Annotated in this window: 24 protein-coding genes and 1 pseudogene; 13 read left to right on the forward strand and 12 right to left on the reverse strand. The window is 67.0% G+C overall.

Annotated elements, in window-relative coordinates; translation table 11 throughout:
- The first annotated feature begins 79 nt into the window (after nucleotides 1-79).
- From lon to ACWW36_RS25060, 6 genes are all read left to right on the forward strand, one after another.
- Entirely contained in the window at nucleotides 80-2,407 is a 2,328-nt protein-coding gene (gene lon, locus ACWW36_RS25035; RefSeq protein ID WP_456138639.1) for an endopeptidase La, read from the forward strand.
- A 98-nt stretch (nucleotides 2,408-2,505) separates the two neighbouring features.
- Nucleotides 2,506-2,838, forward strand: coding sequence for a TfoX/Sxy family protein (locus tag ACWW36_RS25040; RefSeq protein ID WP_456138640.1), 333 nt, complete (start codon nucleotides 2,506-2,508; stop codon nucleotides 2,836-2,838).
- Nucleotides 2,839-2,925: 87 nt separating this feature from the next.
- Nucleotides 2,926-3,663, forward strand: coding sequence for a DUF72 domain-containing protein (locus ACWW36_RS25045; protein ID WP_456138641.1), 738 nt, complete (start codon nucleotides 2,926-2,928; stop codon nucleotides 3,661-3,663).
- Nucleotides 3,664-3,704: 41 nt separating this feature from the next.
- Entirely contained in the window at nucleotides 3,705-4,895 is a 1,191-nt protein-coding gene (locus ACWW36_RS25050; RefSeq protein ID WP_456138642.1) for an NAD(P)/FAD-dependent oxidoreductase, read from the forward strand.
- Nucleotides 4,892-5,452 carry a hypothetical protein gene (locus ACWW36_RS25055; protein WP_456138643.1) on the forward strand — a complete coding sequence of 187 codons (561 nt, stop codon included), beginning with the start codon at nucleotides 4,892-4,894 and terminating at the stop codon, nucleotides 5,450-5,452. Before ACWW36_RS25050 ends, ACWW36_RS25055 begins: the two co-directional genes overlap by 4 nt.
- Nucleotides 5,453-5,473: 21 nt before the next feature.
- Nucleotides 5,474-6,268, forward strand: coding sequence for an SDR family NAD(P)-dependent oxidoreductase (locus ACWW36_RS25060; protein WP_456138644.1), 795 nt, complete (start codon nucleotides 5,474-5,476; stop codon nucleotides 6,266-6,268).
- On the opposite strand, the gene ACWW36_RS25065 is transcribed toward ACWW36_RS25060, so the two are convergent.
- From ACWW36_RS25065 to ACWW36_RS25080, 4 genes and pseudogenes are all read right to left on the reverse strand, one after another.
- Nucleotides 6,265-7,740 carry an acetyl-CoA acetyltransferase gene (locus tag ACWW36_RS25065; RefSeq protein WP_456138645.1) on the reverse strand — a complete coding sequence of 492 codons (1,476 nt, stop codon included), beginning with the start codon at nucleotides 7,738-7,740 and terminating at the stop codon, nucleotides 6,265-6,267. The two genes, ACWW36_RS25060 and ACWW36_RS25065, sit on opposite strands and share 4 nt — an antisense overlap.
- A 4-nt stretch (nucleotides 7,741-7,744) precedes the next feature.
- Nucleotides 7,745-9,170: pseudogene (locus ACWW36_RS25070) on the reverse strand (aldehyde dehydrogenase).
- Nucleotides 9,167-11,476: a CoA transferase gene (locus tag ACWW36_RS25075; protein WP_456138646.1), complete on the reverse strand. Its 2,310-nt coding sequence runs from the start codon at nucleotides 11,474-11,476 to the stop codon at nucleotides 9,167-9,169. The pseudogene ACWW36_RS25070 and the gene ACWW36_RS25075 overlap by 4 nt, the downstream one beginning before the upstream one ends.
- Entirely contained in the window at nucleotides 11,473-12,348 is an 876-nt protein-coding gene (locus ACWW36_RS25080) for a TIGR03619 family F420-dependent LLM class oxidoreductase (protein ID WP_456138647.1), read from the reverse strand. Before ACWW36_RS25080 ends, ACWW36_RS25075 begins: the two co-directional genes overlap by 4 nt.
- An 85-nt stretch (nucleotides 12,349-12,433) precedes the next feature.
- On the opposite strand from ACWW36_RS25080, the gene ACWW36_RS25085 reads away from it, so the two are divergent.
- Nucleotides 12,434-14,836 (forward strand): phosphoketolase family protein, encoded by a 2,403-nt coding sequence (locus ACWW36_RS25085; protein ID WP_456138648.1) that lies wholly within the window; start codon nucleotides 12,434-12,436, stop codon nucleotides 14,834-14,836.
- A gap of 47 nt (nucleotides 14,837-14,883) precedes the next feature.
- Nucleotides 14,884-15,639, forward strand: a complete 756-nt coding sequence (locus ACWW36_RS25090) for a CPBP family intramembrane glutamic endopeptidase (RefSeq protein WP_456138649.1) — start codon at nucleotides 14,884-14,886, stop codon at nucleotides 15,637-15,639.
- Here ACWW36_RS25090 and ACWW36_RS25095 read toward each other — a convergent pair.
- Nucleotides 15,636-16,217, reverse strand: a complete 582-nt coding sequence (locus tag ACWW36_RS25095; RefSeq protein WP_456138650.1) for a CGNR zinc finger domain-containing protein — start codon at nucleotides 16,215-16,217, stop codon at nucleotides 15,636-15,638. The genes ACWW36_RS25090 and ACWW36_RS25095 overlap by 4 nt on opposite strands.
- 119 nt (nucleotides 16,218-16,336) lie before the next feature.
- On the opposite strand from ACWW36_RS25095, the gene ACWW36_RS25100 reads away from it, so the two are divergent.
- A complete protein-coding gene (locus tag ACWW36_RS25100) occupies nucleotides 16,337-16,819 on the forward strand; it encodes a hypothetical protein (protein WP_456138651.1) in 483 nt (160 codons plus the stop codon).
- On the opposite strand, the gene ACWW36_RS25105 is transcribed toward ACWW36_RS25100, so the two are convergent.
- Both ACWW36_RS25105 and ACWW36_RS25110 read right to left on the reverse strand, forming a co-directional pair.
- Entirely contained in the window at nucleotides 16,816-17,832 is a 1,017-nt protein-coding gene (locus ACWW36_RS25105; RefSeq protein ID WP_456138652.1) for a zinc-binding alcohol dehydrogenase family protein, read from the reverse strand. The two genes, ACWW36_RS25100 and ACWW36_RS25105, sit on opposite strands and share 4 nt — an antisense overlap.
- Before the next feature lie 38 nt (nucleotides 17,833-17,870).
- Nucleotides 17,871-18,173 carry a GlsB/YeaQ/YmgE family stress response membrane protein gene (locus ACWW36_RS25110; RefSeq protein WP_456138653.1) on the reverse strand — a complete coding sequence of 101 codons (303 nt, stop codon included), beginning with the start codon at nucleotides 18,171-18,173 and terminating at the stop codon, nucleotides 17,871-17,873.
- 325 nt (nucleotides 18,174-18,498) lie between these two features.
- Here ACWW36_RS25110 and ACWW36_RS25115 point away from each other — a divergent pair, with 325 nt between their 5' ends.
- Nucleotides 18,499-18,753, forward strand: coding sequence for a CDGP domain-containing protein (locus ACWW36_RS25115; protein WP_456138654.1), 255 nt, complete (start codon nucleotides 18,499-18,501; stop codon nucleotides 18,751-18,753).
- Between the two features lie 20 nt (nucleotides 18,754-18,773).
- On the opposite strand, the gene ACWW36_RS25120 is transcribed toward ACWW36_RS25115, so the two are convergent.
- The 3 genes from ACWW36_RS25120 to ACWW36_RS25130 form a co-directional block, all read right to left on the reverse strand.
- Nucleotides 18,774-19,706: an alanine and proline-rich secreted protein Apa gene (locus tag ACWW36_RS25120; RefSeq protein ID WP_456138655.1), complete on the reverse strand. Its 933-nt coding sequence runs from the start codon at nucleotides 19,704-19,706 to the stop codon at nucleotides 18,774-18,776.
- 222 nt (nucleotides 19,707-19,928) lie between these two features.
- Entirely contained in the window at nucleotides 19,929-20,987 is a 1,059-nt protein-coding gene (locus tag ACWW36_RS25125) for a sulfate/molybdate ABC transporter ATP-binding protein (RefSeq protein WP_456138656.1), read from the reverse strand.
- Nucleotides 20,988-20,993: 6 nt separating this feature from the next.
- Nucleotides 20,994-21,731: an ABC transporter permease gene (locus ACWW36_RS25130; protein ID WP_456142615.1), complete on the reverse strand. Its 738-nt coding sequence runs from the start codon at nucleotides 21,729-21,731 to the stop codon at nucleotides 20,994-20,996.
- A gap of 180 nt (nucleotides 21,732-21,911) precedes the next feature.
- Between ACWW36_RS25130 and ACWW36_RS25135 the strand changes: the two genes are divergently transcribed.
- From ACWW36_RS25135 to ACWW36_RS25145, 3 genes are all read left to right on the forward strand, one after another.
- Nucleotides 21,912-22,583 carry an SDR family oxidoreductase gene (locus ACWW36_RS25135; protein ID WP_456142616.1) on the forward strand — a complete coding sequence of 224 codons (672 nt, stop codon included), beginning with the start codon at nucleotides 21,912-21,914 and terminating at the stop codon, nucleotides 22,581-22,583.
- 68 nt (nucleotides 22,584-22,651) lie between these two features.
- Nucleotides 22,652-23,581 carry an LLM class F420-dependent oxidoreductase gene (locus tag ACWW36_RS25140; RefSeq protein WP_456138657.1) on the forward strand — a complete coding sequence of 310 codons (930 nt, stop codon included), beginning with the start codon at nucleotides 22,652-22,654 and terminating at the stop codon, nucleotides 23,579-23,581.
- A 101-nt stretch (nucleotides 23,582-23,682) separates the two neighbouring features.
- A complete protein-coding gene (locus ACWW36_RS25145; RefSeq protein WP_456138658.1) occupies nucleotides 23,683-25,056 on the forward strand; it encodes an NAD(P)/FAD-dependent oxidoreductase in 1,374 nt (457 codons plus the stop codon).
- On the opposite strand, the gene ACWW36_RS25150 is transcribed toward ACWW36_RS25145, so the two are convergent.
- Complete coding sequence (locus ACWW36_RS25150) at nucleotides 25,053-25,679, reverse strand: urease accessory protein UreD (RefSeq protein WP_456138659.1); 627 nt, start codon at nucleotides 25,677-25,679, stop codon at nucleotides 25,053-25,055. The two genes, ACWW36_RS25145 and ACWW36_RS25150, sit on opposite strands and share 4 nt — an antisense overlap.
- The gene (gene ureG / locus ACWW36_RS25155; RefSeq protein ID WP_456138660.1) at nucleotides 25,661-26,338 is read right to left on the reverse strand and encodes an urease accessory protein UreG; all 678 of its coding nucleotides are present in this window, start codon (nucleotides 26,336-26,338) and stop codon (nucleotides 25,661-25,663) included. Before ureG ends, ACWW36_RS25150 begins: the two co-directional genes overlap by 19 nt.
- Nucleotides 26,339-26,345: the final 7 nt, after the last annotated feature.

Here is a 26,345-nt window from a genome sequence, read left to right on the forward strand (position 1 = left end):
GCCCTTTCGCCGTCAGCGGAGCGGGAACAAACCACCTACCTCCAGGGTTGAGTCGAGTTGACTGAACTTTGGAGGATTGATGGCTGAAGCCAAATCAGTGCCGGTCTTGTTCTTGAGCGATTCGATCGTGCTGCCCGGAATGGTGGTGCCCATCGAGCTGGACGACGCCGCACGTGCTGCTGTTGACGCCGCCCGGGCCAGCGAGTCCGGCGAGCTGCTGATCGCACCGCGTCTCGATGACCGGTACCCGTCGTACGGCGTGCTGGCCTCGATCGTGCAGGTCGGCCGTGTCGCCGGTGGCAGCGGCACCGCGGCGGTAGTGCGCGGCAACGGCCGCGCCCAGATCGGCGCCGGCGCCAGCGGTCCCGGCGCTGCGCTGTGGGTCGAGGTGACCGAGGTGACCGAGCCCGGGGCCACCGACGAGACCCGCGCGCTGGCCGCCGAGTACAAGAAGTTGCTGCTGGCATACCTGCAGCGGCGGGAGGCCTGGCAGATCGTCGACTTCGTCAACCAGCTGACCGATCCGTCGGCGGTGGCCGACACAGCCGGATACGCGTCCTACCTGACGCAGGTGCAGAAGCGGCAACTGCTGGAGACCCCTGATGTCGCCGAGCGGCTGCGCGCGTTGATCGACTGGACGGGCGATCACCTGGCCGAAGTGGAGGTCAACGACAAGATCGCCGACGACGTCCGCGAGGGCATGGAGAAGACGCAGAAGGAATTCCTGCTGCGCCAGCAGCTCGCGGCTATCCGCAAGGAGCTCGGCGAGGGTGAGCCTGACGGGTCCGACGACTACCGGACCCGCATCGAGGCGGCCGATCTTCCCGAGAAGGTTCGCGAGGCGGCACTGCGCGAGGTCGGCAAGCTGGAACGCGCCAGCGAGCAGAGCCCGGAAGGCGGTTGGATCCGCACCTGGCTGGACACCGTGCTGGACCTGCCGTGGAACGTGCGCACCGAGGACTCGACCGATCTGAAGTCGGCGCGGGAGATTCTCGACGCGGACCACCACGGGCTGGAGGACGTCAAGGATCGCATCGTCGAATACCTGGCCGTTCGGGCGCGTCGCGCTCAGCGCGGTCTGCAGGTCGTGGGTGGACGCGGTTCAGGCGCCGTGATGGTGCTGGCTGGTCCGCCCGGTGTCGGCAAGACGTCCCTGGGCGAGAGCGTGGCACGGGCCTTGGGCCGCAAGTTCGTTCGCGTCGCCCTCGGCGGCGTGCGCGACGAGGCCGAGATCCGTGGCCACCGACGGACCTACGTCGGTGCGCTGCCCGGCCGGATCGTGCGCGCCATCGGCGAGGCGGGTTCGATGAACCCGGTCGTGCTGCTCGACGAGATCGACAAGGTGGGCTCCGACTACCGCGGCGACCCGTCAGCGGCCTTGTTGGAGGTCCTGGACCCGGCGCAGAACCACACGTTCCGCGACCACTACCTGGATCTGGATCTAGACCTGTCGGATGTCGTGTTCCTGGCCACCGCCAACGTGGTCGAGAACATCCCGTCGGCGCTGCTGGACCGGATGGAGCTGGTGCAGATCGACGGCTACACCGCCGACGACAAGGTCGCCATCGCCCGCGACTTCCTGCTGCCGCGGCAGCGGGACAGGGCGGCGCTGACGGCCGACGAAGTCACGGTGACCGAGAACGCGCTACGCAAGATCGCAGCGGACTACACCCGCGAGCCGGGGGTGCGGCAGTTCGAGCGGCTGCTGGCCAAGGCGTTGCGCAAGGCGACGACTCGGCTGGCCGAGAACCCTGAGCCGCTGACCATCGACGAGCCGGATCTCGTTGACTACCTTGGCCGTCCGCGGTTCATGCCGGAGTCGGCGGAACGCACGGCGGTCCCGGGTGTCGCAACGGGCCTGGCGGTCACGGGGCTCGGCGGAGATGTGCTCTACATCGAGGCCGGCGCCACCGATGGTGAGCCGGGTCTGCAGCTGACCGGCCAGCTCGGCGACGTGATGAAGGAGTCCGCGCAGATCGCACTGTCGTATGTGCGTTCGCACGCTTCTGAGTTGGGTGTCGACCCGAAGGCATTGGACAGGCGCATCCACGTCCACGTGCCTGCGGGCGCGGTGCCCAAGGACGGCCCGTCGGCGGGCGTGACGATGGTGACCGCGCTGGTGTCGATGGCCACCGGCCGCCAGGTGCGCGCCGACGTCGGCATGACCGGTGAGGTGACGCTGAACGGCCGCGTGCTGCCGATCGGTGGGGTCAAGCAGAAGCTGCTGGCCGCGCAACGGGCAGGGCTGTCAACAGTTTTCATCCCGCAGCGCAACGAGCCCGACCTGGACGACGTCCCGGCCGAAGTGCTCGAGTCACTGGAGGTCAAACCGATGACCGACGTGGCGGAGATCGTCGCGCAAGCGTTGGTGCCCGCGACGGAGGCCGTGACAACCACGGCAGCCTGAGAAGGCCGGCCTCGAAATTGCGCTCAGGGTCGTGATCGATTCATCGGTCACGACCCTGAGCGCAGACGAATGTCGGTGGCGGGCGCTACCGTCCTGACATGGCCTACGACGAAGACCTGGCCGACCGGATCCGCGAACTGGTCGCCGTCGAACGCGGCGTCGAGGAGAAGCGGATGTTCGGCGGGCTGGCATTCCTGATCAACGGCAACATGTCGGTAGCCGCGAGCGGCCGCGGCGGCTTGATGGTGCGGGTGCCGCCAGCCGAAACCGAGAAACTGCTGAGCCGCGACCACGTCGAACCCATGGTCATGGCCGGCCGCGAAACGCGTGGCTGGCTGCGGGTCTCGCTTGACGGCGTCAAAACCAAACGGCAGCTGCAGGCGTGGGTGAGCCGCGGCGTCGACTACGCGAAGAGTTTGCCGCCGAAATAGCGCGGGTACGCCAGCCGAGGTGGGACGCGCTTCAGACGATCTGGTGCGGGTGTCGCTCGATGATGAACTGCGCGACAAGGTGGCGCAGTGACGATTCGCATCGGCACGTCGGGGTGGTCGTACGACCACTGGGCCGATGTGCTGTACCGGCCCGGGCTGCCGGTGGCCAAGCGTCTCGCCCGCTACGCCGAGGAATTCGACACCGTCGAACTCAACGCCAGCTTCTACCGCTGGCCCAAGGACGCCACCTTCGCCGGATGGCGGGAGCGGTTGCCCGAAGGTTTCACCATGTCGGTGAAGGCCCATCGCGGGCTTACGCATTACCGGCGACTGCGGAACCCGGAGCCGTGGGTGGAGCGCTTCGAGCGGTGTTGGAAAGCACTCGGCGAGCGTCGCGAAGCGCTTCTGGTGCAGCTGCATCCGGCGATCGAACGTGACGACGCGCTGCTCGACCATTTCCTGACCGTCATGCCGGACTGGATTCCGGTGGCGATGGAGCTGCGCCATGTGTCGTGGGACGACCCCGTTGTGTACGGCCTCCTGGAACGGCACGGCGCCGCGTATGTGGTGATGAGCGGTGCAGGTTTGCGTTGTGTGCCGCGGGCGACCAGCGACCTTGTCTATATCCGCATGCACGGACCGCCGCAGGAGTCGATATACGCGGGTTCCTACCCCGACGACGAATTGCAGACGTGGGCGGACCGGGTCTCCGAATGGCACAGCGACGGCCGGCGCGTGCTGGTCTACTTCAACAACGACCTTGGCGGCCACGCCATCCGAAATGCGTGCAAACTCAAGGAGCTGTTGGCAGCCCGAGTCGGCTGACGCGGACACGGCCAACCCCATCGCGAGTACGCTGAGACAACATGACAACGTCGTCCACATTCGCCATCGTCGGCGGCGGTCTCGCCGGCGCCAAGGCCGCAGAAGCATTGCGCGACAAAGATTTTGACGGGCACATCGTCTTGTTTGCCGCCGAGGAACGCCTGCCCTACGAGCGTCCACCGCTGTCCAAGGAATACCTGGCCGGCAAGAAGTCGCTCGACGAGTTCACCGTCAACCCGTCCTCCTGGTACCGCGACCACCACGTCGAGCTGCAGCTCGGCACCGAGGTATCGGCGGTCGACCCGGCCGCCCACACCGTCGCGCTCCCCGACGGCAGCACGGTGCGGTACGACAAGCTGCTGCTCGCGACCGGCTCGCAGCCACGCCGGCCGCCGATTCCCGGCGCCGACGCCGACGGCGTGCATTACCTGCGCACCATCGACGACGCCGAGGCGCTCAATTCCATTCTGGTCGAAGGCGCTTCACTGGCGATCGTCGGCGCCGGCTGGATCGGGCTGGAAATCGCGGCGGGCGCCCGGGACCGCGGCGTCAACGTGACGGTCGTCGAAACGGCCGAGCTGCCGCTGATGGCCGCCCTCGGCCGGGAAGTCGGCGAGGTGTTCGCCACGCTGCACCGCGAACACGGCGTGGACCTGCGCCTGAACGCGACCGTGCAGGAAATCACGACGGCAGACGGCAAGGCCACCGGTCTCAAGCTGGGCGACGGTTCCACCGTCGACGCTGACGCCGTCCTGGTCGCTGTCGGCGCGGCACCCAACACCGCGCTCGCCGAACAGGCCGGGCTGGCGATGGGCGACGGCGGCGTGCTTGTCGATTCGTCGCTGCGCACCAGCGATGCCGACATCTTCGCCGTCGGCGACATCGCCGCGGCCGAGCATCCGCTGTTCGAAACCCGGATCCGCACCGAGCACTGGGCCAACGCCCTCAAGCAGCCCGCGGTCGCGGTGGCCGGCATGCTCGGCAAGCCGGCCGAATACGCCGAACTCCCCTACTTCTTCACCGATCAGTACGACCTCGGCATGGAGTATGTGGGGCACGCGCCCCAGTACGACAAGGTGGTGTTCCGCGGCGACGTCGACGCACGCGAGTTCACTGCTTTTTGGCTCGACGCCGACGACCATGTGCTCGCCGGAATGAACGTCAACATCTGGGAGGGACTCGACGACATCAAGGCGATGATCCAGTCCCGCACACCCTTGGATGCCGCTTGAGCCGAATCGCGGCGGTGGTAGCGCTCGCCCTGTTGGCGGCGGGCTGCTCTGACGAACCGATCATCAACACCGGTGAGCCCGCGCCAACGGCGAGCGCAACCGCCGCGCCGCCGTCCTCCACTCCGGCCAGCAATGCCCATCTCGTCGACGCATTCGACTACGTCGGGCACATGACGGACATCACCGGCTACTACTTCACGACACCAAGCGGCAAGTGGCGGTGCGCGATTCTCACGCGGAGCAAGGCCGGCTGTCAGGCGGCGAGCAATTGGCAATCGGGGCTGGGCGTGCGCGGTGAACCGGACTCTGCGAACGCACTCGCCGTCGCAAGCCAGGGTGATCCGCAGTTCGTCACGCTGGAGCAGCCGGAGTTCTCAATGCTGCCGGGGCCTGCAAATGTCTTGCCGTTCAACCGGATCCTCGCGGCGGCCGGTTTCCGATGCAATGTGCAGGAGTCCGGGGTGTCCTGTCTGAGCGAGGCGAGCGGCAAGGGCTTCACCTTCTCAGCTGAGGGATTCACACCGCAGTACACCGACGTGCCGGCCAACGCCCCTTAGGCACGGCGTTACGGTTACGCGATGAAGATCGAAGCGGGCCGGGTCGCCGTGGTGACCGGTGGGACAAGCGGCATCGGCTTCGCGCTCGCGGACCTGCTGGTCCGTCGCGGGGTGAACGTGATGCTCGCCGACATTCGCGAGAACGCGATCCCCGTCGCTGTCGACGCGCTGTCCGGTCAGCGCGGCACAGCCGCCGGAGTGCAGGCGGATGTCAGCGTCGACGCCGACCTCGACGCCGTGGCGGATGCCACGCTGGAACGGTTCGGCCGGGTCGACCTGGTCTGCAATAACGCCGGGGTGGTGTGCGAACAGTCGCCGACATGGCAACAGCGGCCCGAGACCTGGCGGTGGCTGATCGACGTGAAGCTGATGGGTGTCGTGAACGGTGTACGCACCTTCGCGCCCCTGTTCATCGCCCAGGGTTCGGGGCACTTCCTGAACACCGCTTCGGCCGGTGGTCTCATGCCACTGCCCTCGCTTGCGCCGTACAACGCCACGATGCATGCGGTCGTGGGCCTCACGGAGACGCTCAACATCGAATTGCGCTCGGTCTCGGCGCAACTGGGCGCGACGGTGCTGTGCCCGGGCCTGGTGGATACACCGCTGGGGGCCAACTCGGCGAAACTGGTTCGTCCCGGTGCGGCCGCGACGCCCGACGGCGCCGGTGGGATGCCAGCCGGCGCGATTCCGCCGGCGGTCGTCGCGGAAGCCGCGCTCGACGCCGTCGAGGCCGATCGCGTGCATGCGATCGTCGGGCCCGGCACGGAGGTTGTGGTGCGACAGCGTGTCGACGGCCTGCTGGCCGATCTGGTCTAGAGCAAGGTCGCCGTGCCGTCGGCGTTGACCGCGACCTTGGCTCCCGCGATGTCGTCGCGGACCGTGGCTTCGGCTTCCGACGGCTCAGGGATCACCGCGAGCACGCGGGCGTCCTCGGGCGTTCGCACGGCGAGGAACGCCTTCTCCGCCGTTCCGCCGCGGTTGAACGGCGTCGTCCACGATTCGACGGTGCCGACCCCCGTCCATTCGACGACCGCGGCGCGTGTCGGTTCAAGGTCGACTGCGGATTGGACGTCTTCCCAACGGAATTCGTGCCCGGGCGGCTCGGTGCCGTAGATGCCGAAACTGTGTTTGGTCAGATATCCGCCGTTGGCGGTGACGAGCCCGCGCCGGCCGGGGTTGGCCACCAAACGCTCGGCCATCGTGGCGATCGAGTGAGTGACGTAGTTGTTCCACGGCCCGCCGGCGAACGTCAGGCCGCCGGTGACGGTCAGTGGCCGGCGCGGATCGCCGACCGGCAACCCCAGCTCGTTGGCGGCCACCTGCACCGCCGAGGGGAAGCACGAATAGACGTCGATCAGCTCGATATCGTCGATACTCGCTTCGGCCAGTTGCAGCGCCCGCTCCCCCGCGATCCGGATGGCAGGCGACCGGTAGAACTCGGCCCGTTCCCCGATTGCGTATGTGTCGTGGGCGTCGGTGCCCGCATACGGGAAAACCCAACGGTCCGAGGGGATCTGGAGATAGGTCGCCTTGTCGGCCGACATCAGGACCAATGCCGCACCCTGGTCGACCATGTTGTTCGAGTTCATCAGCTTGGTATAGGGCCAGCTGATCATCCGGTTGGCCGGCGTCGGCTGCCAGATCTGGTGTGGTGCCAACGGGTTTCGGTTCCACGCGTGCGGATTGTTGACGGCCACGGCACTGAACTGTGACCACAACTCGCCGATCCGGCGCCGGTGCTGATCGGCAGACTCGCCTGCGGCGATCCGCAGCGCCTGTTCGAACATCGGGTACACGTAGGCAGGCCTGTCCAGCTTGATGCGGATCTCGGCCGGACCGGCCATCGGCACGCCCTCGTCGGCTCCAGGGGCCATCGGCACCGATTCGTCCTGGCTCGTCCAATCGGGTTTGGTTCCGCTGGCGCGCAATCTCGTTCGGGTCCGCCAGGTTTCGGCTCCGGCGATCAGCACCACGTCGGAGCGGCCGGCCTGGATGTCCAGGCACGCCTGGTTGACCAGCGTCTGCGGCACGTTGCCGCCGACGCCGCTGTAGCGGGTGGCGGCGTCGCTGGCACGGATGCGTTGCGCCAGCAGCAGGCCCGGGTCGCGGTAGCGCCAGGACAGCAGGTTGACCACCCGGACCGAGTCGACGGCTTCGAGCACCCGCGGGTCCGCCGCGGCCCTGGCGGCCGCGACCATCAGGTCAACCGGCTCCACCCCGGGATGGTCGTCGTGCTGGTTCACCTGGCCGTAGCCGACGAGCACCGGTGTCCTGGGGTCGATAGGCATGGTTCTAGTTTGACGGGCCGACGCGGTAGATGGACTTGAGGGTCTGATACGCCGCCAGCCCCTCCGGCCCGACTTCGCGACCGATGCCGCTGGCCTTCACTCCACCGAACGGCGCCGCGATGTCCATCTGGTAGTCGTTTACGCCGATGGTGCCGGTACGCACCGACCGGGCGATGTCGGTGGCGCGTTCGATGTCGGCAGACCACACGGATCCACCAAGGCCGAACTCGCTGTCGTTGGCAATGTCGATCGCGTCACGATCGGTGTCGTACGGAATGACGGTCAGCACGGGTCCGAAGACTTCCTCCTGCGCGATGCGGGCGGAGTTGTCGACGTTGGCGAAAACCGTGGGTGCGACGAACCAGCCGCGCGGTTGGTCTGCCGGAACTGACCCACCCGCAACGAGTTTGGCACCTTCGGCCTTGCCGATGTCGATGTAGTTCAGCACCCGCTCCCGCTGTCGGGAACTCACCAGCGGACCGATATCAGTGGATTTCTCCAGCGGATCGCCGATGGTCAGGCCATCGGCCAGTGCGGCGACCGCGTCGACGACCTCGTCGTAGCGCGAGCGTGGCGCCAGGATGCGCGAATTGAGGTAGCACGTCTGGCCGTTGTTGACGAACGAGGCCGACTTCAGCCCCCGTACAGTGGACTCCAGATCCGCGTCGTCGAGCACGATCGCCGCCGACTTGCCGCCAAGCTCCAGCGTGACAGGCCGCATCAGCCTGCCGCACATCTCGCCTATCAGCCGGCCAGCTGCAGTCGAACCCGTGAACGCCACCTTGTCGACACCCGGATGCTGGACGAGGTGCGCGCCTGCCGTCGGTCCGCCCGCCACGATGTTGAGCACCCCGTGCGGCAGTCCCGCCTCGGCAGCGGCCTCACCGAAAACCAATGCGTCCAAAGCTGTTTCGGGGGCCCTTGAGCACCATCGTGCACCCCGCGGCGAGCGCGGGAGCGATCTTCATCGCCGCGAGCGCCTGTGGGTAGTTCCACGGCGTGATGGCGCCGACCACGCCGACGGGTTCTCGTCGCACGATGGTGTGCCCGATCATGCTGGGCCTGATCTCCTCGTCTTCGGCCCTGGTGATCATGTCGGCGTAGTAGCGCAGCAGGGTTGCGGGAAAGACGCCGTTCGCGCCCCGGGACAGCCTGATCGGCATTCCGTTCTCACGCGTGCAGAGCTCGTTGGTCTGCGCGGCACGCGACTGGAGCGCGTCGGCGAACCGGTTCAGTACGTCGGCCCGCTCACTCGCCGGAGCCGAGCGCCAGCCGTCCAGTGCCGCGACCGCAGCGGCCACGGCGTCATCGATTTCGGACTCCGTCGCGGCCGAACCGTCACCGAGCGGCTCGCCGGTGGCGGCCTCGATCACCGGCTCGACCTTGTCGGCCGTGCGGAACTGTCCGCCGATGAACAGTCGTGCCATCATGACCTCCCTTGCTGGGTGAACAGGACGCCGTCGGCGACCAGCCGGTCGATTTCCTCAGCGTCCATTGCGAGGACCTTCTGGCAGATCTCCCGGGTGTGCTCGCCCGGCATCGGTGCCGGCCGAAGCTCGGCGGGCGGGATGTTCGTATACGGCGCGGGCGACCGCTCGCTCGGCATCGGCACGTCGAACATCGGATGCACCATGTCGCTGAACAGCTTTCGATGGCTGATCTGCGGGTCGGCCAGCACGTCGACGGCACGGTTCATCGGCGCGGCCGGCACCCCCGCCCGCTGCAGCAGCCGTGCGACTTCCGCGTTGTCGCGTGCGCTTGTCCACTCGGACACGTCTATGCCACCGGTGACCGCCGCCAGAGCCTTGCGGTCGGCGTCGGATCGCACCGAGATGACACACCATTCGTCGTCTCCGGCGCACGGATAGACGGTGTGCATGGCCGTATCGTCGGCTACCGCAAGGCCTGCATCGCGGGCGGCTTCGGCGACATATGCCGTGGCGAGTTGGTTGACCGCCGCTTCGGCCTGCGAGATGTGCACGTGCGCACCGGATTCGGCGTGGTCACGTCCGATGATCGCGGCCAGCGCGGCGATCGCGGTGATGCGTGCCACCACGTGGTCTGGGAAAATCGTCGTCGCGTCATAGAAGGTGCCCGGCTCGGCGTCGGCCGAGGTCCATAGCCGGGTGACACCGGTGGTCGCACGAACGAGCGGGCCGTAACCCATCCGCGCGCTCCACGGACCGGTCGATCCGAACGCGCTGCTCTCCGCGAGCACGATGCGGGGATTCAATTCACGCAACCGCTCGTATGTAAAGCCAAGCGAGGCAAGCGTTCCCGGTTTGAAGTTGGCGAACACAGCATCCGCGCCGGCGACCAACCGCGAAAAGACATCGGCGCCTGACGGGTGCCTGAGGTCAAGGCCGAGGCTGTACTCGTTGCGGTGCGTCAGCGCCCACGACCGGCTCATCGCCTGTCCGGGCGGCGTCTGGCGCAGCCCGTCGGGATAAGCGGCGCTCTCGATCTTGATGACTTCGGCGCCCATGTCGGCGAATAGCCGGCCCAGTTCCCCGCCTGCCACAATGACGCCGAGATCCAGGATCCGCATACCGTCAAACGGCCGGCTCCCCACCGATGCCCCCTCCGCACCGGCCTTGGCCGATGACGGTGTGGCCCAGGTCGATTCGCCGGCGCCGACCGCCGGGGCAGCGTCGGTATACCCGATATGGCGTCCGCCCACCACAAACGGGCCGACGGGTATCGGCACGCGAACCCCCGGTGCGATCTCGCTGTCGGTGAGCGCGCCGACGGCGCGAAAATGGTCGCTGGCCAACGCCTCTGCCGGGGTGAGGACGGCCGCGATCGGCACCCCGCGGCGTTGCCCCTCAGCCACCAAGTCGCCCATCGTCTGCGGCGCGAACATGTCAGCGATTGCGGCGTTGAGCTCCCGCGATGCGGCGTAGCGCGCCGCGATCGTCTCGAATTTCGGGTCGGCGAACTGCTCGGGCTCACCGAGCCACGCCCGCATCCCGTGCCACTGGCGCACGGACAGCAGGCAGATCCGGACATAGCCGTCCTGGCACGGAAATATCGGGTAGATCTGCTGGTTTCTCGGCCTGCCGCGCCATAGTTCGCCGGACCGCTTCAAACCGACGGCCGCCTGCCCCTCAGAGCCGAAAGGCGGATCGAGCGACTGGACGACCGCCTCGAATCGGGAGAAGTCGATGTAATCGCCTCTGCCATAACGTAACCGGTGATAGTAGGCGGCCAACGCCGCCCATGCGGCCTGCACCGCTGCCGTCGCCGACGCCACGCCATCGGGCGGCAGCACCGGGGTGCCTGCCGTCGGACCGGTGCGCGACAGGGCCGTCGACAACGCGTACAGCACCGGGTCCGTGGCTCGCCACGACGCGTATGGGCCCGAGGTGCCGAAGTCGGTGACCGACAGCGCGACAAGATGACCAAATCGCTCGGAAAGCTCCCTGCACGACGTTGCGAACATGGGCAGGTTGCCGCTGTCCACCACGATGTCTGCGGTGCCCGCCAGCTCGATCAGCCGGTCGCGGTCCGCGGCACTCCAGGGGTTGAGAACCGTCCCTCGCTTGTTGGCGTTGTGCAGCGCGAACGGAATGCTGACGCCGGCGACGCTCGGAAGGCCCCCACGTGCGGAGCTGCCGCCGGGCGGCTCAACCTTGAGCACGTCGGCGCCGAGATCGGCGAACAGCCGGCTCACCCCGTCGGATTCGGCGCCGCCAACATCGAGCACCCGCAGCGGCCTAAGCAGTCCTCCGGTCATCGGGCCAGCAGCCGTTCCACCCACTCGAGGCAGCCGTCGAGCCCTGTCGCCACATACATCAGATCGACGAAAGCGTCGGGATACCCGTTGTCAGACAACACCGATAGCGTCTCTGCGACTTGCTCGAGGGGGGTCCGTTCCCCGACGTTGATCCGGACGTAGGTATGGATGGCTGCGGGGTCCCGCCCGGCGGCGCGGGCCGCGTCGTCGATCGCCTGACGCTGCGCGTCGAGAAGTTTGACGTGCAACTTGCCGGACACCTGGATACCGGCCATCCAACCGTCGGCGCGTTCGCCAACCCGTTTGAGCCCAGGCGGTGTGAAGGCACCGAGATAGATCGGCGGGCGTGGTCGCTGTATGGGCTTGAGGTCGACCCACGACTCCGGGATCGACCATCGCGCACCGTCGTGAGCCACGGGGTTCGTTGTCCACAGCGCGTCTAGCGCGTCCAGCAGCTCATCGAGCTGCGCGCCGCGGGCCTGGAACGGCGCCCCCGCGGCCTGAAACTCCTCCGGCGACCAACCGATACCGAATCCCGTCAATAGCCGGCCGCGGCTGATTACGTCAATGCTGGTCAGCTGCCTAGCCAGCTGGACGGGCGGATACCAGGGCGCGACGAGCACGCTGGTGCCCAGCTGGACCCTAGACGTCGCCGCCGCCGCGACGGTCAGCGCGACGAACGGATCCAGGCACGTGCGGAACTGCTCGGGAATGGTGTCCTTCCCGCCGTAGCCGACCGTCGGATTGACCGCGGCCAGTAACCGGTCGCCGACCCAAAAACTGTCAGCACCGAGTTGTTCGGCCGTTGACGCGAAGCTCGCCAGATCGCCATGGGCGGATCTTCCGAACTGCGGCAGCGCGAATCCCAGCACGACCGTCAGGCTAGTGCTTAGGCCTTGACGATTCGGGTACAAGGCCCTCACGCGTTGTTCACCCGGCGAGACGATGATGGTGCAGATGACCAGTCCGGTAAACGAAGCGGCACTTTCCCCGACGCTGTCCGATCAAGAACTGTCGCTGCTCGACGCGTACTGGCGCGCGGCGAACTATCTCTCGGTCGGACAGATCTACCTGCTGGACAACCCCCTACTGCGTGAGCCGCTGGCGCCCGAGCACATCAAACCGCGACTGCTCGGCCACTGGGGCACCACACCGGGCCTCAACCTGTTGTACGCCCACCTCAACCGCATCATTTGCGACCGCGACGTCAACGTCATCTACATCACCGGCCCCGGCCACGGCGGACCGGGCCTGGTAGCCAACGCCTACCTCGAGGGCACCTACACCGAGGTGTATTCGGGCATCGACGAGGATGCAGAGGGCTTGCGAAAGTTGTTCCGGCAGTTCTCTTTTCCCGGTGGCGTGCCCAGCCATGTCGCCGCCGAGACGCCGGGCTCGATCCATGAGGGCGGCGAACTCGGCTACGCGCTGGTACACGCATACGGTGCGGCCTTCGACAACCCTGATCTAGTCGTCGCCTGCGTGGTTGGCGACGGCGAGGCCGAGACCGGCCCGCTCGCGGCGAGCTGGCACTCCAACAAATTCCTCGACCCGGTCACCGACGGCGCCGTGTTGCCGATCCTGCATCTGAACGGCTACAAGATCGCCAATCCGACGGTGTTGGCCCGCATTCCGCAAGAAGAACTCGAATCGCTGTTCTACGGCTACGGCTACCGTCCGATCACCGTCGCCGGTGACGACCCGGCCAACGTGCACCAGCAATTGGCGACCGCGCTCGACGAGGCCTTCGACCAGATCGCCGCGATCCAGCGTGCGGCGCGCCTCGACGGCGAGAATGGCCGTCCGCTGTGGCCGATGATCATCATGCGCACCCCGAAAGGCTGGACCGGGCCCAAGGTGGTGGACGGCAAGAAGGTCGAGGGCACGTGGCGCTCGCATCAGGTTCCGCTGTCCGAGACCCACACCAACCGCGAGCACATGGCGCTGCTGGAGACGTGGTTGCGCAGCTACCGGCCCGAGGAGCTGTTCGACCAGGACGGCGCGCTCAGGCCGGAGCTTCGCGCGCTGGCCCCCAGCGGGCAGCGCAGGATGAGCGCGAACCCGCACGCCAACGGCGGCCTTCTGCTGCGCGATCTGGACCTGCCCGACTTCACCGAGTACGCGGTGCCGGTGGATCAGCCAGCCACCGAAACCGCCGAAGCCACCAAGGTGCTCGGGACGTTCCTGCGTGACGTCATCATCGACAACCCCGACCGGTTCCGCCTGATGGGTCCCGACGAGACCGCGTCCAACCGGCTCTCCGCGGTGTTCGAGTCGACGGACAAGGCGTGGCTCGCCGAGATCGAGCCCGACGACGAGAACCTCGCGCCCGAGGGTCGTGTGATGGAGGTGTTGAGCGAGCACCTGTGCCAGGGCTGGCTCGAGGGCTACCTGCTCACCGGCAGGCACGGCTTGTTCAACTGCTACGAGGCGTTCGTGCACATCGTCGACTCGATGCTCAACCAGCACGCCAAGTGGCTGACCCGCAACCGCGAGCTGCCGTGGCGACGCCCGATTGCATCGCTGAATTATCTTCTGACATCCCATGTTTGGCGTCAGGACCACAACGGCGCGTCACATCAGGACCCGGGTTTCATCGACCACGTCGCCAACAAGCGACCCGAGGTCGTGCGGGTCTACCTACCGCCGGACGCGAACACGCTGCTGTCGGTCGCCGATCACTGCCTGCGCAGCCGCGACTACGTCAACGTCATCGTCGCGGGCAAGCAACCCGCGCTGACCTATCTGGACATGGATGACGCGATCGCCCACTGCACACGCGGGCTGGGAATCTGGGAATGGGCCAGCAGTGCCGGCGGCGAACCCGACGTCGTGCTGGCCTGCGCGGGAGACATCCCGACGCTGGAAACGCTGGCGGCCGCCGACATCCTGCGCAGGGAGCTGCCCGATCTGGCGGTGCGGGTGATAAACGTCGTCGACATCATGCGGTTGCAGCCCGACGCCGAACATCCGCACGGGTTGTCCGACCACGAGTTCGACGCCCTGTTCACCACGGGCAAGCCGGTGATATTCGCGTATCACGGCTACCCCTGGCTGATTCACCGGCTGACCTACCGCCGGACCAACCACGCCCAGTTGCACGTGCGCGGATTCAAGGAACGCGGCACCACGACCACACCGTTCGACATGGTGATGCTCAACGACCTCGACCGCTTTCACCTCGTCGTCGACGTCATCGACCGCGTCGAAGGTCTGGCCAACAAAGCCGCACTGCTGCGGCAGCGAATGCTGGACGCCCGGCTGGCCGCGCGCCGCTACACCCGTGAGCACGGCGAAGACGACCCCGCGGTTTCGGGCTGGACATGGGATGCCGACTTCCGCGCGGATCCGAAACCTTAAGGACACGCTCAGTGACGGCGGTTGAATCGCCGGTAAACTGGCCTGCAATGTCTGAACAAGCGGTCGCGCCGCACCCCGTGGTGGGCCAGCTCGCTGCCCTGCATCACTTCCGCACATACGTCGACATCGCCGTGGTTGTGGTGGTGCTCGCGATCACCAACCTGATCGCGCATTTCACGACCCCGTGGGCCAGCGTTGCGACCGTGCCGGCGGCAGCGGTCTTGCTGCTCATCCTGGTGCGCTCACGCGGACTGGGCTGGGCCGAGCTGGGTTTGAGCCGCGAGCATTGGAAGTCCGGCGCCGGTTACGCCCTGGCCGCCGTCGGTGTGGTGGTGTCGGTGATCGCGATCGGCGCGCTGCTGCCCTGGACCCGGCCGATGTTCATGAACAACAACTATGCGACGGTCTCGGGTGCGCTGATCGCGTCGATGATCATCATCCCGCTGCAGACGGTGATTCCGGAGGAACTCGCGTTCCGCGGCGTGCTGCACGGTGCGCTGAATCGTGCGTGGGGTTTTCGTGGCGTGGCAGCCGGGGGTTCGCTGCTGTTCGGGCTCTGGCACATCGCCACGTCGTTGGGTCTGACCAGCAGCAACGTCGGCTTCACCCGGCTGTTCGGCGGCGGAGTGCTCGGCACCGTGGCCGGCGTGGTGCTCGCCGTGGCGGCGACAGGGGTTGCGGGCTTCGTCTTCACCTGGCTGCGTCGCCGTAGCGGCAGCCTGATCGCACCGATCGCGCTGCACTGGTCGCTGAACGGGCTTGGCGCACTGGCTGCCGCCCTGGTCTGGCACTTGTCGACCTAACCCGGGGACGCCGCCTTGCGTCGTGCGCGAAACTCCCGGTTTTTCAGCTTGTTTCCGCACGCGGCCATCTCGCACCACGTACCGCCGTGGTTGCGGGAACGGTCGTAGAAGGCCCACTGGCATTCGTCGTTCGCGCACGCCTTGAGGCGGGCCCAGCTGCCGTCGCGCTGGGAGTCGCGAACGATCAGCAGCAGTTCGACCAGTCGATCGCGCACCGAATCGCCGTCGGCTGCGATGCGCACCTCGCCGTGATCGTCAACGCCTGCACGGGCGGTGCCGCTCTGCGCGACCGTTCTCAAGGCGGCCAGCGCCGCTTTATTCGGTGGCGGGCCGCCCGCGTTGTGTACCAACATCGCACGTAGCGCCTCGCGTACAGCCCGGACGAATTCGAGGTCGCCATCCGTCAACGGGGCCCGCGGCGCCAGCAGGTTGTTGTCGACCAGCCACGGCCGAGCGTCAGAGGGATCGGCGAGCCGGTCGGCTCCGTCGGGTCGTTCGACGGTGTTGACCAGTGCCTGGACCACTATCAACGGTTCAGGCGCTGGCTTGGGCTCGTCGTCGCCGGGCCAGCGAGTCATGCCCCGAGCGTACGCCGTGGTGACTGGTAAATCAATTTGACTGGTCATGCATGACCGGTATAACGTGTTAGATAGTCACGAAATTGAAGCGGCGATCCAGCGGTAAGAGGTAGATGACGATGACCGACAACGACATTTCGCGCGACGTCCTTTCCGCCACACACGACGCAGTGCGCAGAGACGCCACGGTCCGCGCCTCGCTGGCCGCGCGTCTCGTCGCATGGTTGCGCGCCGCCGAACTCGACCATCAGCTTGCCCTCGGCGTTCCGGCCCCGGCCGGCAGCGCGCTGGCCGTTCATCAGGCGCGGCTGACGTCGACGGCAGAGCGTGAAGCCGTCGCGCGGACGCTGCGTCGGGCCGTGCAGGACGCCGACGCGGGCGCTGTCCCGCTTTCACCGCGGATTCCGGTGCACGCCAACAACATTGCGGGCGCCGCGGGGCTGATCGAAAAGATCACGCTGCGGCTGCACTCCCCTCGACCCGTGAGCGCGCGGGGAATGGCTCGGCTGCGCCGACTGCTGTCCGACGGCAGCGGACCCCTATATCGGTACGGCCGCGGCGATTTGGCCGGACGGCTGGGCGCCGCGCTCGCCGAACTCTAGACCAAGAGTACGGCCGCACCGGCGATCCGGCCGGCGCCGAGATCAGTCAGCGCCTCGTCGGCTCGGTCGAGCGGATACTCCGGGGTGGTCACCTCAAGGTGATGCTGGCCTGCAAAGGCCAGAAACTCGCGGGCATCGTTGCGGGTGTTCGATGTCACCGAGCGCACCTGACGTTCCTGGAACAGATGGCGTTGGTAGTTCAACGCCGGTATGTCGCTCAGATGGATGCCCGCAATCGCCAGTGTGCCGCCACGGTCGAGCGCCTCCAGCGCGGGCAATACGAGATCGCCAACGGGTGCGAACAGGATCGCAGCGTCGAGCGCGACGGGTGGACGGTCCGCCGCGCCTTGCGCGGAGGCCGCGCCCAACGCCAGGGCCAGCTCTCGCGCCTGCTCACCACGAGTCATCACGTGCACCTCCGCTCCCAGCGCCAGTGCCACCTGAGCGGTCAGATGTGCACTGCCGCCGAAGCCGTAGATGCCCAGCCGTCCTCCCGCGGGCAGCTCGGCTCGCAGCAGCGACCGGTACCCGATGATGCCCGCACACAACAACGGAGCAAGCTCACTGTCCGAGTAACCAGACGGCAGATGATGCGCGAAAGCTGCTGGCACCGTGGCAAACTCGGCGTATCCACCGTCGGCGTCCCATCCGGTGTACAGCGATTGCGGGCAGAGATTCTCCTGCCCGCGCACGCAATACGTGCACTGGCCGCAGGTATGGCGAAGCCACGCGATACCGACGCGATCACCGACAGCGAAGTCCCCGTCGGCGTCCGGCCCCGTCGCGACCACCTCAGCGACGACCTCGTGGCCGGGGACGACATCGGGCCGGTGCACGGGCAGGTCACCTTCGGCGACATGGAGATCCGTCCGGCATACACCGCATGCGCGTACGGCGACCAGAAGTTCACCGGGTCCTGGCTGCGGCACATCGACGCGGACGCGGTCCAGCGGCTTGGTGCGCATCGGGCCCGGCCGGCGGACCCGCCATGCGGTCATTGTTCGGGCGGCCATCTCCCTATCGTGGCAGCCCGCCCAGAATTACGCGGCCGCTATGACTTTCGCTGCACCAACCCGACGACCCACAGCAGGATCACCGACCCGAGGATCGCGGTGAAAAGCGTGAACCACCATCCGCCTTCCGCCGTGTCGAACCAGAAGCTCAGCAGGAACCCACCGATCAACGCGCCGATGATTCCGATGACGATGTTCATCAAGATGCCCGACCCGCCGCCCTTGACAATCTTTCCGGCGATCCACCCCGCGATGGCGCCGATGATGATGTAGCCGATCCACCCGACGCTCGTCAGTGTGGTGGAGCGAGCGAGGAATTCGGTCGCCGCAATCACGTCCATCAAGGTTCTCCTGCCTCTAGCTGGCCGAGCCCAGCGGCCGCTGGACCGCCCCTTGGTATACCGGACGAGAGTAACGGCCGGATTGCCAGAATGATCATGAACGTCAATATTTCTGCAGGTCAGCGTGGCGGCGCCGCCCGCGCGCCCGTAACCCGCCCGCCCGCACGATGTTTGGGCATGTTCTGCGTTAGGGAAAACCCGGATTCCTAACCGATCACGAGGGCATAACCTGTAAGTAACGCGGCCCCGCCGCCGGGGGTGACGCGCCGCGACGGGCTACGTACCGGTGATCAGAAACCGGTACCGCGACGAAGAAGGTGAAGGGATGAAAGCACTTGTCGCCCTGGCAGTTGCAGGCCTGGCAGCCAGTGGGATCGCATTCGCGTCACCGGCACACGCCGGATGTCAGTCTGGCTGGACGCCATGGGGCGGCGGCCAGATCTGCGACGGACCCATTGCGCCCGACGGGAGCTTCCAGCGCTGCCAAACCGTCGGCGTCCTGGGGTTCGGCGGAAGCCTTCCCTGCTTCATAGTCAACGCCAACGATCTGAATGGCCAGCCCCCGTGGGTGGGCCCGTAGGCCCGACCCGCGGTTAGCCCTTAGCCCGGCGGCATCATCCCTGGCGGAACGCTGTTCGGGTCGACCGGAACAGGCACGCCGACGTTGGGGTTCTGACCGGGCACGTTCGTGCCTCCCGCGGGGGGTGGCGGTGCGTTCGGGTCCGGTGGCGGAGGCGGTGGTGCCGTCCACGGGCGGATGGACTGCGTCAAGGTGACGGCCTCCGGCTTGGGCACCGGGTTGTTCGCCGTACCGAGCCAGACGACGAACCAGCGCTCGGGGGCTCGCTGGCCGCGCGGTGTGCCCGGCTGAGTCGGTGTGCCGATCACGCCGGCCCAGATTTGACCGGTGGGCTTATTGGTGTCGGTGAACTTCACCTCGTAATAGGAGGCGACACCCGTCATGTCGCCCGCACTCAGCGGCACGGTCTCCTGGTTGACCCGCGTGCCGGGGAACGGCATGAAGAATTCACCCATATCGGAGGCCAGTCGCTGAGCCGCCTTGGTGTTGTCAGTCTCCGCGCCCGCGAACAGCTTTAGGTCCAGCCGGCCCAGCAGCACGCTGGTGTCGTTCGGCGGCTGCGCGCCCTCCGGCGGGATCTTCGTCAACAAAGCCTGGCCGTAGGACAGCGAAGTGGCGTCGGCCACCTTCCAGCCCGCCGGTACCACGTAGCTGAAACCGCCCGCGGCATTGTTGACGCGACCTGGCTCCGGCGGTGGCGGCGGAGCCGGCGCATTCGGGTCTGCCACAGGCGCGTTCGGGTCGGCAGGTGGCGGTGGCGGCGCGTTCGGATCCACCGGCGGGCCCTCTAAGAACGTGTTACCCGGGGGTGGAGGCGGCGGCGTCGGCTCTGGGTCGGCGTTCGCCACCGTCGGCAGCGACAGCGCCACAACGGTGGCACTGGTCAGCGCCGCGATCGCGAGCGTCTTCGAGAGGCCCTTGCGGTGTTCAGATATCGCGTCCGGCTGATCCATGTGGAAGAAACTACCGTGTTACGCCCGTGACGCAAGTGCGAGTTGCTCAAAAAGTGCTCAACTGAGAAGTTGCTGTGTGCAGCGTAGGTAATGGAAGACCCCATTGCTCACGATTGCTGGCATGAAAAGACCCCCGCGCGTCGCGCGAGGTCGTCGGAGCGCTTCTCCCCCAGGTGGTTCTCAGTCGATCTAGACCTATGATCGCCGATGCGATGACGGCCGTTACGGGCTCGGATGGACGGCGACCTCCTGCGCCTTCACCGAGAAGAAAACATGGTCGCCGGGCGCCAACCGCATCTCCGCCGCCGACTCGGCGGTGATATCCGCGGCAAGGCCCGGCGCGCCGTCGGGCTGCTCCTCGGCGCGCACGCGGATCGCCGGCCCACGGCTGTCGAGTTCGGCTACCACCACCTCGACGGTGTTACGGGGGCTGCCGTGCGGTTTGTCCCGGTAGACGGCGACGGCCGCCGGGCTGAACACCGCCACTGCCGACGCGCCGACCGACACATCGGGGCCCGGGTTGCCGTGCCACACAGAGCCCCATCGCGTGGCGAGCACGCCGTCGGCGTCCGCGGTGCCGCTGACCAGATTGACGCCGGCGATCCGAGCGCCGAACGGGCTGCGCGGTGCGGCCAAAATGCTTGCAGTGGAACCGCTTTCGGCTATACAGCCCGACTCCAGCACCAGCACCCGGTCCGCCAAGGTCAGCACATCGAGCAGGTCGTGGGTGATGAGCACCGCGCAGCGACCGTCACGAACCAGCACCTGCCGTAACACGGTGCGCATCGCGGTGGCGGCACCAACGTCGAGGCCGGCTAGCGGCTCGTCGAGAAGCAACACGTCGGGTTCGGCGGCCAGCGCGCGGGCCAGCGCGACCCGTTGGGCCTGCCCTCCTGAGAGCTGACGCGGCATCCGATCGGCGAGGTCGGCAGCGTCCACCTCGGCCAGCCATTGCGCCGCTGCCGCGCGCGAACTACGCGGGGAGAACGCCACATTGGCGACGACGCTCAGATGCGGAAACAGCAGCGGCTCCTGCATCAGCAGGCCCACGCGGCGGGCGTGGGTGCCGACATGGACGTTGGCCGAAGTGTCGGTCAGCACCCGCTCACCGACGCGCACGGTGCCGCTGTCCGGCCGCACCAGACCCGCGATGATGTGCAGCACCGTCGACTTGCCTGCACCGTTCGGTCCGAGCACGGCGAGCACTTCGCCTGGGCCGACGTCGAATTCGACATCCACCCCTCGGCTTTCGACGACCGCACGCAGCGCTACGCCCGTCATCGCGAGCTACCAGGCATCGGCACCTCGCATCCGGCGCATACCGATGCCCACCACGACCACCGCCGCGACCGCGACGAGCAGCAGCGACAACGCGACCGCGGCGTCCGCGTCGCTTTCGCGCTGCAAGTAGATCTCCAGCGGCAGGGTGCGGGTGACGCCTGCACGGGATCCTGCGAAGGTCAACGTCGCCCCGAACTCCCCCAGCGACCGGGCGAACGCCAACACCGCACCCGAGATGAGTCCAGGAGCCAAGAGCGGCAACGTCACTCGCCACCACACCGCCGTCGGCCGCGCACCGAGCGTCGCCGCCACCACTTCGTAATCGGCTCCCGCCGTACGTGCCGCGCCCTCGAGCGCAATCACCAGAAACGGCAGCGACACGAAAGTCTGAGCCAGCACCACCGCCGTTGTGGTGAACGCGATTTGGATACCGGCGGCGTTGAGGTACTGGCCGATCAGTCCCAGCCGGCCGAACGCGTACAGCAACGCGATTCCACCCACGACGGGAGGCAGCACCAGCGGCAGAAGGATCAACGGCCTGGCCATCCGGACCACTCGGGCGTTACTGCGGGCCAGCACCAGCGCCATCGGCACCCCGAACAGCAGGCACAGCGCGGTGCTGGCGGCCGCGGTCTTGAGGCTCAGCACGAGCGCCGTGGTGGACGACTGGCTGCTGATCAGGGACCAGAAGTGCGGCCAGTCAACCTTGGCAGCCACGGCGATCAAGGGCACCACCACGAACATCGCCCCCAACGCGGCGGGGACGTAAATCCAGCGAGGCAGCCCCACAGATCAAGACCCTATGGCAGGTTGGCCGAACTGTTGCCGAGTCGTACGCGCGCCGAGTTTCGCCCCCTAGCTACTGTCCAGTAACATGACGCGTACTCGCTGGTTCAGCGTCGAACAAGGCAGGAGGTCATGGCGATGGAGGTGCTTGTCACCGGCGGCGACACCGATCTGGGACGCACGATCGCGGAGGGCTTCCGTGATGCCGGCCACCACGTCGTGATCGCGGGCGCTCGCCGCGACGACCTCGAGGTCGCCGCCAAGGAACTCGACGTCGACGCCATCGTGTTCGACAACACCGACCCGGCCAGTCTCGAGCAAACCCGCGGCCAGTTCCCGCATCACCTGGACACGATCGTCAATGTGCCTGCCCCCCGCTGGGATGCCGGCGACCCGCGCACCTACTCGCTTACGGACCTGGCCACGGCGTGGCGCAACGCTCTGGATGCGACGGCCGTGTCGGCGGTGCTGACCGTCCAGATCCTCGGTGACCATCTCCGTTCCGGCGGCTCAATCGTCACCGTGATTCCCGAGCACCCGCGCGACGGCAGCGCCGAGGCCGCCGTCAAGGCCGCCGTTTCGGACTGGACCGCAGCGCAGTCCGACTACTTCGGCACCCGTGGAATCACCGTGAACGCGGTGGCCGCGGGCCGCACCTCCGAGCCCGGATACGAGGGTCTGTCGACCACTCCACCGCCCGTGGCCGCGGAGATCACGCGACTGACGCTGTTCCTCACCACGCCGGCCGCCCGCCACATCACCGGCCAGACGCTGCACGTCAGCCAAGGGGCGCCTGCGCACTTCGGCTGAATATTCCACCGTTCACCCGAAGCGAAAACGGGGTGACCGCCCCGCTTAGTTGTGGTTACGTGGTCCACGTGACCATCAAACTTGGACTCCAGATCCCCAACTTCTCCTATGGCACCGGCGTCGCCGAGATCTTCCCCACTGTTATCGCCCAGGCTCAGGAAGCCGAGGCTGCCGGCTACGACTCCGTCTTCGTGATGGACCACTTGTATCAACTGCCCGGCCTCGGGACGCCCGACCAGCCGATGCTGGAGGCCTACACCGCGCTCGGCGGTTTGGCCACCGCCACCGAGAAGGTCCAGCTGGGCACGCTCGTCACCGGCAACACCTACCGGAACCCGGCGCTGCTGGCCAAGGCCATCACCACGCTGGACGTGGTCAGCCAGGGGCGCGCAATCCTTGGCATCGGCACGGGCTGGTATGAGCTCGAACACGACAGCCTCGGCTTCGAATTCGGCACATTCACCGACCGCTTCAACAAGCTCGACGAGGCGCTGCAGATCATCCTGCCGATGATCAAGGGTGAGCGGCCGACATTCTCCGGAAAGTACTACCGCACACAGGAAGCGATGGCCGAGCCCCGCATGCGTGAGCACATTCCGCTGATGATCGGCGGCAGCGGCGAGAAGAAGACGATTCCGTTGGCCGCCAAGTACTTCGACCATCTGAACATCATCGCCGGATTCGACGAATTGCCCCGCAAGGTGGCCGTGGTCAAGCAGCGCTGCGAGGAGATCGGCCGTGACCCCTCGACGCTGGAGACCAGTATGCTGGTCATCGCGGTGATCGACGAGAACGTCACGCCGGATCTCATCCCCGACGACTTCAAGCAGCAGGCGGTCGTCGGCGGGCCGGATCAGGTCGCCGACCAGATCAAGACCAAGGTTCTCGACGCAGGCGTGGACGGCGTCATCCTGAGCCCGGTCACGAGCCTCAACGGCTATCAACCGGGTGGCGTCACCGCAGTTGCCGAAAAGCTGAGGCCGCTGTTGGGCGTTTAAATCCGCGGTGACGTGGCAAATCTCACGGCGCTGCGGGGATGCGTGGCGGCTACCGTAGTGTCTGTATAAGTGCACGTGTAGTCCGTCGAGGAGCCCCAAAAATGAGCCATCCCGGAGCCACTGCCACCGATCGACACAGGGTCGTGATCATCGGTTCGGGATTCGGCGGCCTCAATGCCGCCAAGGCCCTCAAGCACGCCGACGTCGACATCAAGTTGATCGCCAGGACCACGCATCACCTGTTCCAGCCGCTGCTGTACCAGGTGGCCACGGGCATCATCTCGTCGGGTGAGATCGCCCCGCCCACCCGGATCATTCTGCGCAGGCAGAAGAACGTACAGGTGCTGTTGGGCAACGTGACGCACATCGATCTGGCCGGTCAGACAGTCAAGTCGGAGCTGCTCGGCCATGGCTATGTGACGCCGTACGACACCCTGATCATCGCGGCAGGAGCGGGCCAGTCCTACTTCGGCAACGACCACTTCGCCGAGTTTGCGCCGGGCATGAAGACCGTCGACGACGCGCTCGAGCTGCGCGGCCGGATCCTCGGCGCATTCGAACAGGCCGAGCGCTCCAGCGATCCCGCGCGCCGCGAGAAGCTGCTGACGTTCACCGTCGTCGGCGCCGGCCCCACCGGTGTCGAGATGGCCGGGCAGATAGCCGAACTCGCTGACCACACACTCAAAGGCGCGTTCCGCCATATCGATTCGACACAGGCGCGGGTGATCTTGCTCGACGCGGCTCCCGCGGTGCTTCCGCCGATGGGCGAAAAGCTCGGCAAGAAGGCGCAGGCGCGGCTGGAGAAGATGGGCGTCGAGATCCAACTGGGCGCGATGGTGACCGATGTGGACCGCAACGGCATCACCGTCAAGGATTCCGACGGCACCATCCGACGCATCGAGTCCGCGACCAAGGTGTGGTCGGCCGGCGTGTCGGCCAGCCCGCTCGGCCGTGACCTCGCCGAGCAGTCCGATGTGGAGCTCGACCGCGCGGGTCGGGTCAAGGTGTTGCCGGACTTGACGATCCCCGGCTACCCGAACGTGTTCGTCGTCGGCGACATGGCCGCGGTCGACGGGGTGCCGGGCATGGCGCAGGGCGCGATCCAGGGCGCCAAGTACGCAGCCAAGGCGATCAAGGCGGAGCTCAAGGGCGCCGACCGCACGCAGCGCGAGCCGTTCCAGTATTTCGACAAGGGTTCGATGGCGACGGTGTCGCGGTTCTCGGCGGTCGCGAAGGTCGGGCGGCTGGAGTTCGGCGGCTTCATCGCCTGGCTCGCCTGGCTGGTGCTGCACTTGGTGTATCTCGTCGGCTTCAAGACGAAGGTCACCACGTTGCTGTCCTGGACGGTGACGTTCCTGTCGAGGGCGCGCGGAAATCTGACGATCACCGAGCAGCAGGCGTACGCGAGAACCCGCATCGAAGAACTGCAGGAAATCGCTGCGTCCGTGCAGGACACGGAGAAGGCGGCGAGTTAGAGCCTCTCGCCCTGCCAGGTCGCCAGGCAGCCGCCGCCCGCCAATGTCAATGGGAGGCCGGCAGTCTTGACGTCGCTTTCGGGATAGTGCAATTCGCTGATGCACGCCATCGGCACGCCGAGTTCGTCGTCGGTCACCGATCCGTTGCCGAGTTCGATGCGATGACGCAGCAGCGGCGACCCGTCCACGTCGGCATACAGAGATCCAGACCAAAACCCTTGCCGCTCACCGGATCTGCCGATCTGAATTCGCTCCCGTAACCGGATACGGCCGGATTCGGTCAGGTTGAGCCGGGTCGAGCTGAAATGTCGCGAGGTCGCGGCGACCACGGTCGGTTGGGGGTCGACGTCCAGATCACCGGCGACCTCGAGCGTCCAGAACGCGTGCGATTCGGTGGTGGTCGCCCCAGGCAGCGTCACACTCGCCGCGGCGGTGCGTACCCGCAGCCTCGCACCCGGTTCGACGACGACCCGCACATGGATCGCGTCGCCGCCGAGCGGGATGGCCGCCGACGACACCAGATGCACCGTGTCGGTTTCGGTGCGCCGCGCGGCCAGCCCGCCCGTGCATTCGATGCGGGGCGGCCGGCCGGGGCACGCGACGATCAGGACGTCAGAACGCACAGTTGCTCTCGTACCCAGGCAAGCACCGGCGTCGCGGCAGGGTCGTCGGTCAGTGAGATCAGCACCGCAGGTGTGCCGTCCCGTACCTTGGCCGCGTCGCGGCGCATCACGTCGAGGTCGGCCCCGACGAGCGGCGCCAGGTCGGTCTTGTTGATTACCAACAGATCCGAGTACGCCACCCCGGGCCCGCCCTTGCGGGGCACCTTGTCGCCGCCTGCCACATCGATCACGAAGATCTGGACGTCGACCAGGCCCGACGAGAACGTGGCCGTCAGGTTGTCACCACCGGACTCGACCAGGATCAGGTCCAGTCGATCGTTGGAGGCGACGAGGTCGTCGATCGCATCGAGGTTGGCCGTGATGTCGTCGCGTATCGCGGTGTGCGGACATCCTCCGGTCTGCACCGCGGCAATCCGCTCGTCGGGCAACACGGCGTGGCGGCGCAGGAAGTCGGCGTCTTCGGTCGTGTAGATGTCGTTCGTCAGCACTGCCAGCGAGATGTCGTCGCGCAGTTGTCGGCACAACGCCGCCACCAGCGCGGTCTTGCCTGAGCCGACGGGTCCACCGATGCCGATTCGCAGCGGCTCCCCCGGTTCGCGCTGACGCCTTGGCCGCTCGGAGTGACTATGCGGCTCGCCGTCAAGGAAATGTGGTGGCATGCTTGGC

The sequence above is a fragment of the Mycobacterium sp. MMS18-G62 genome, from assembly GCF_053877835.1.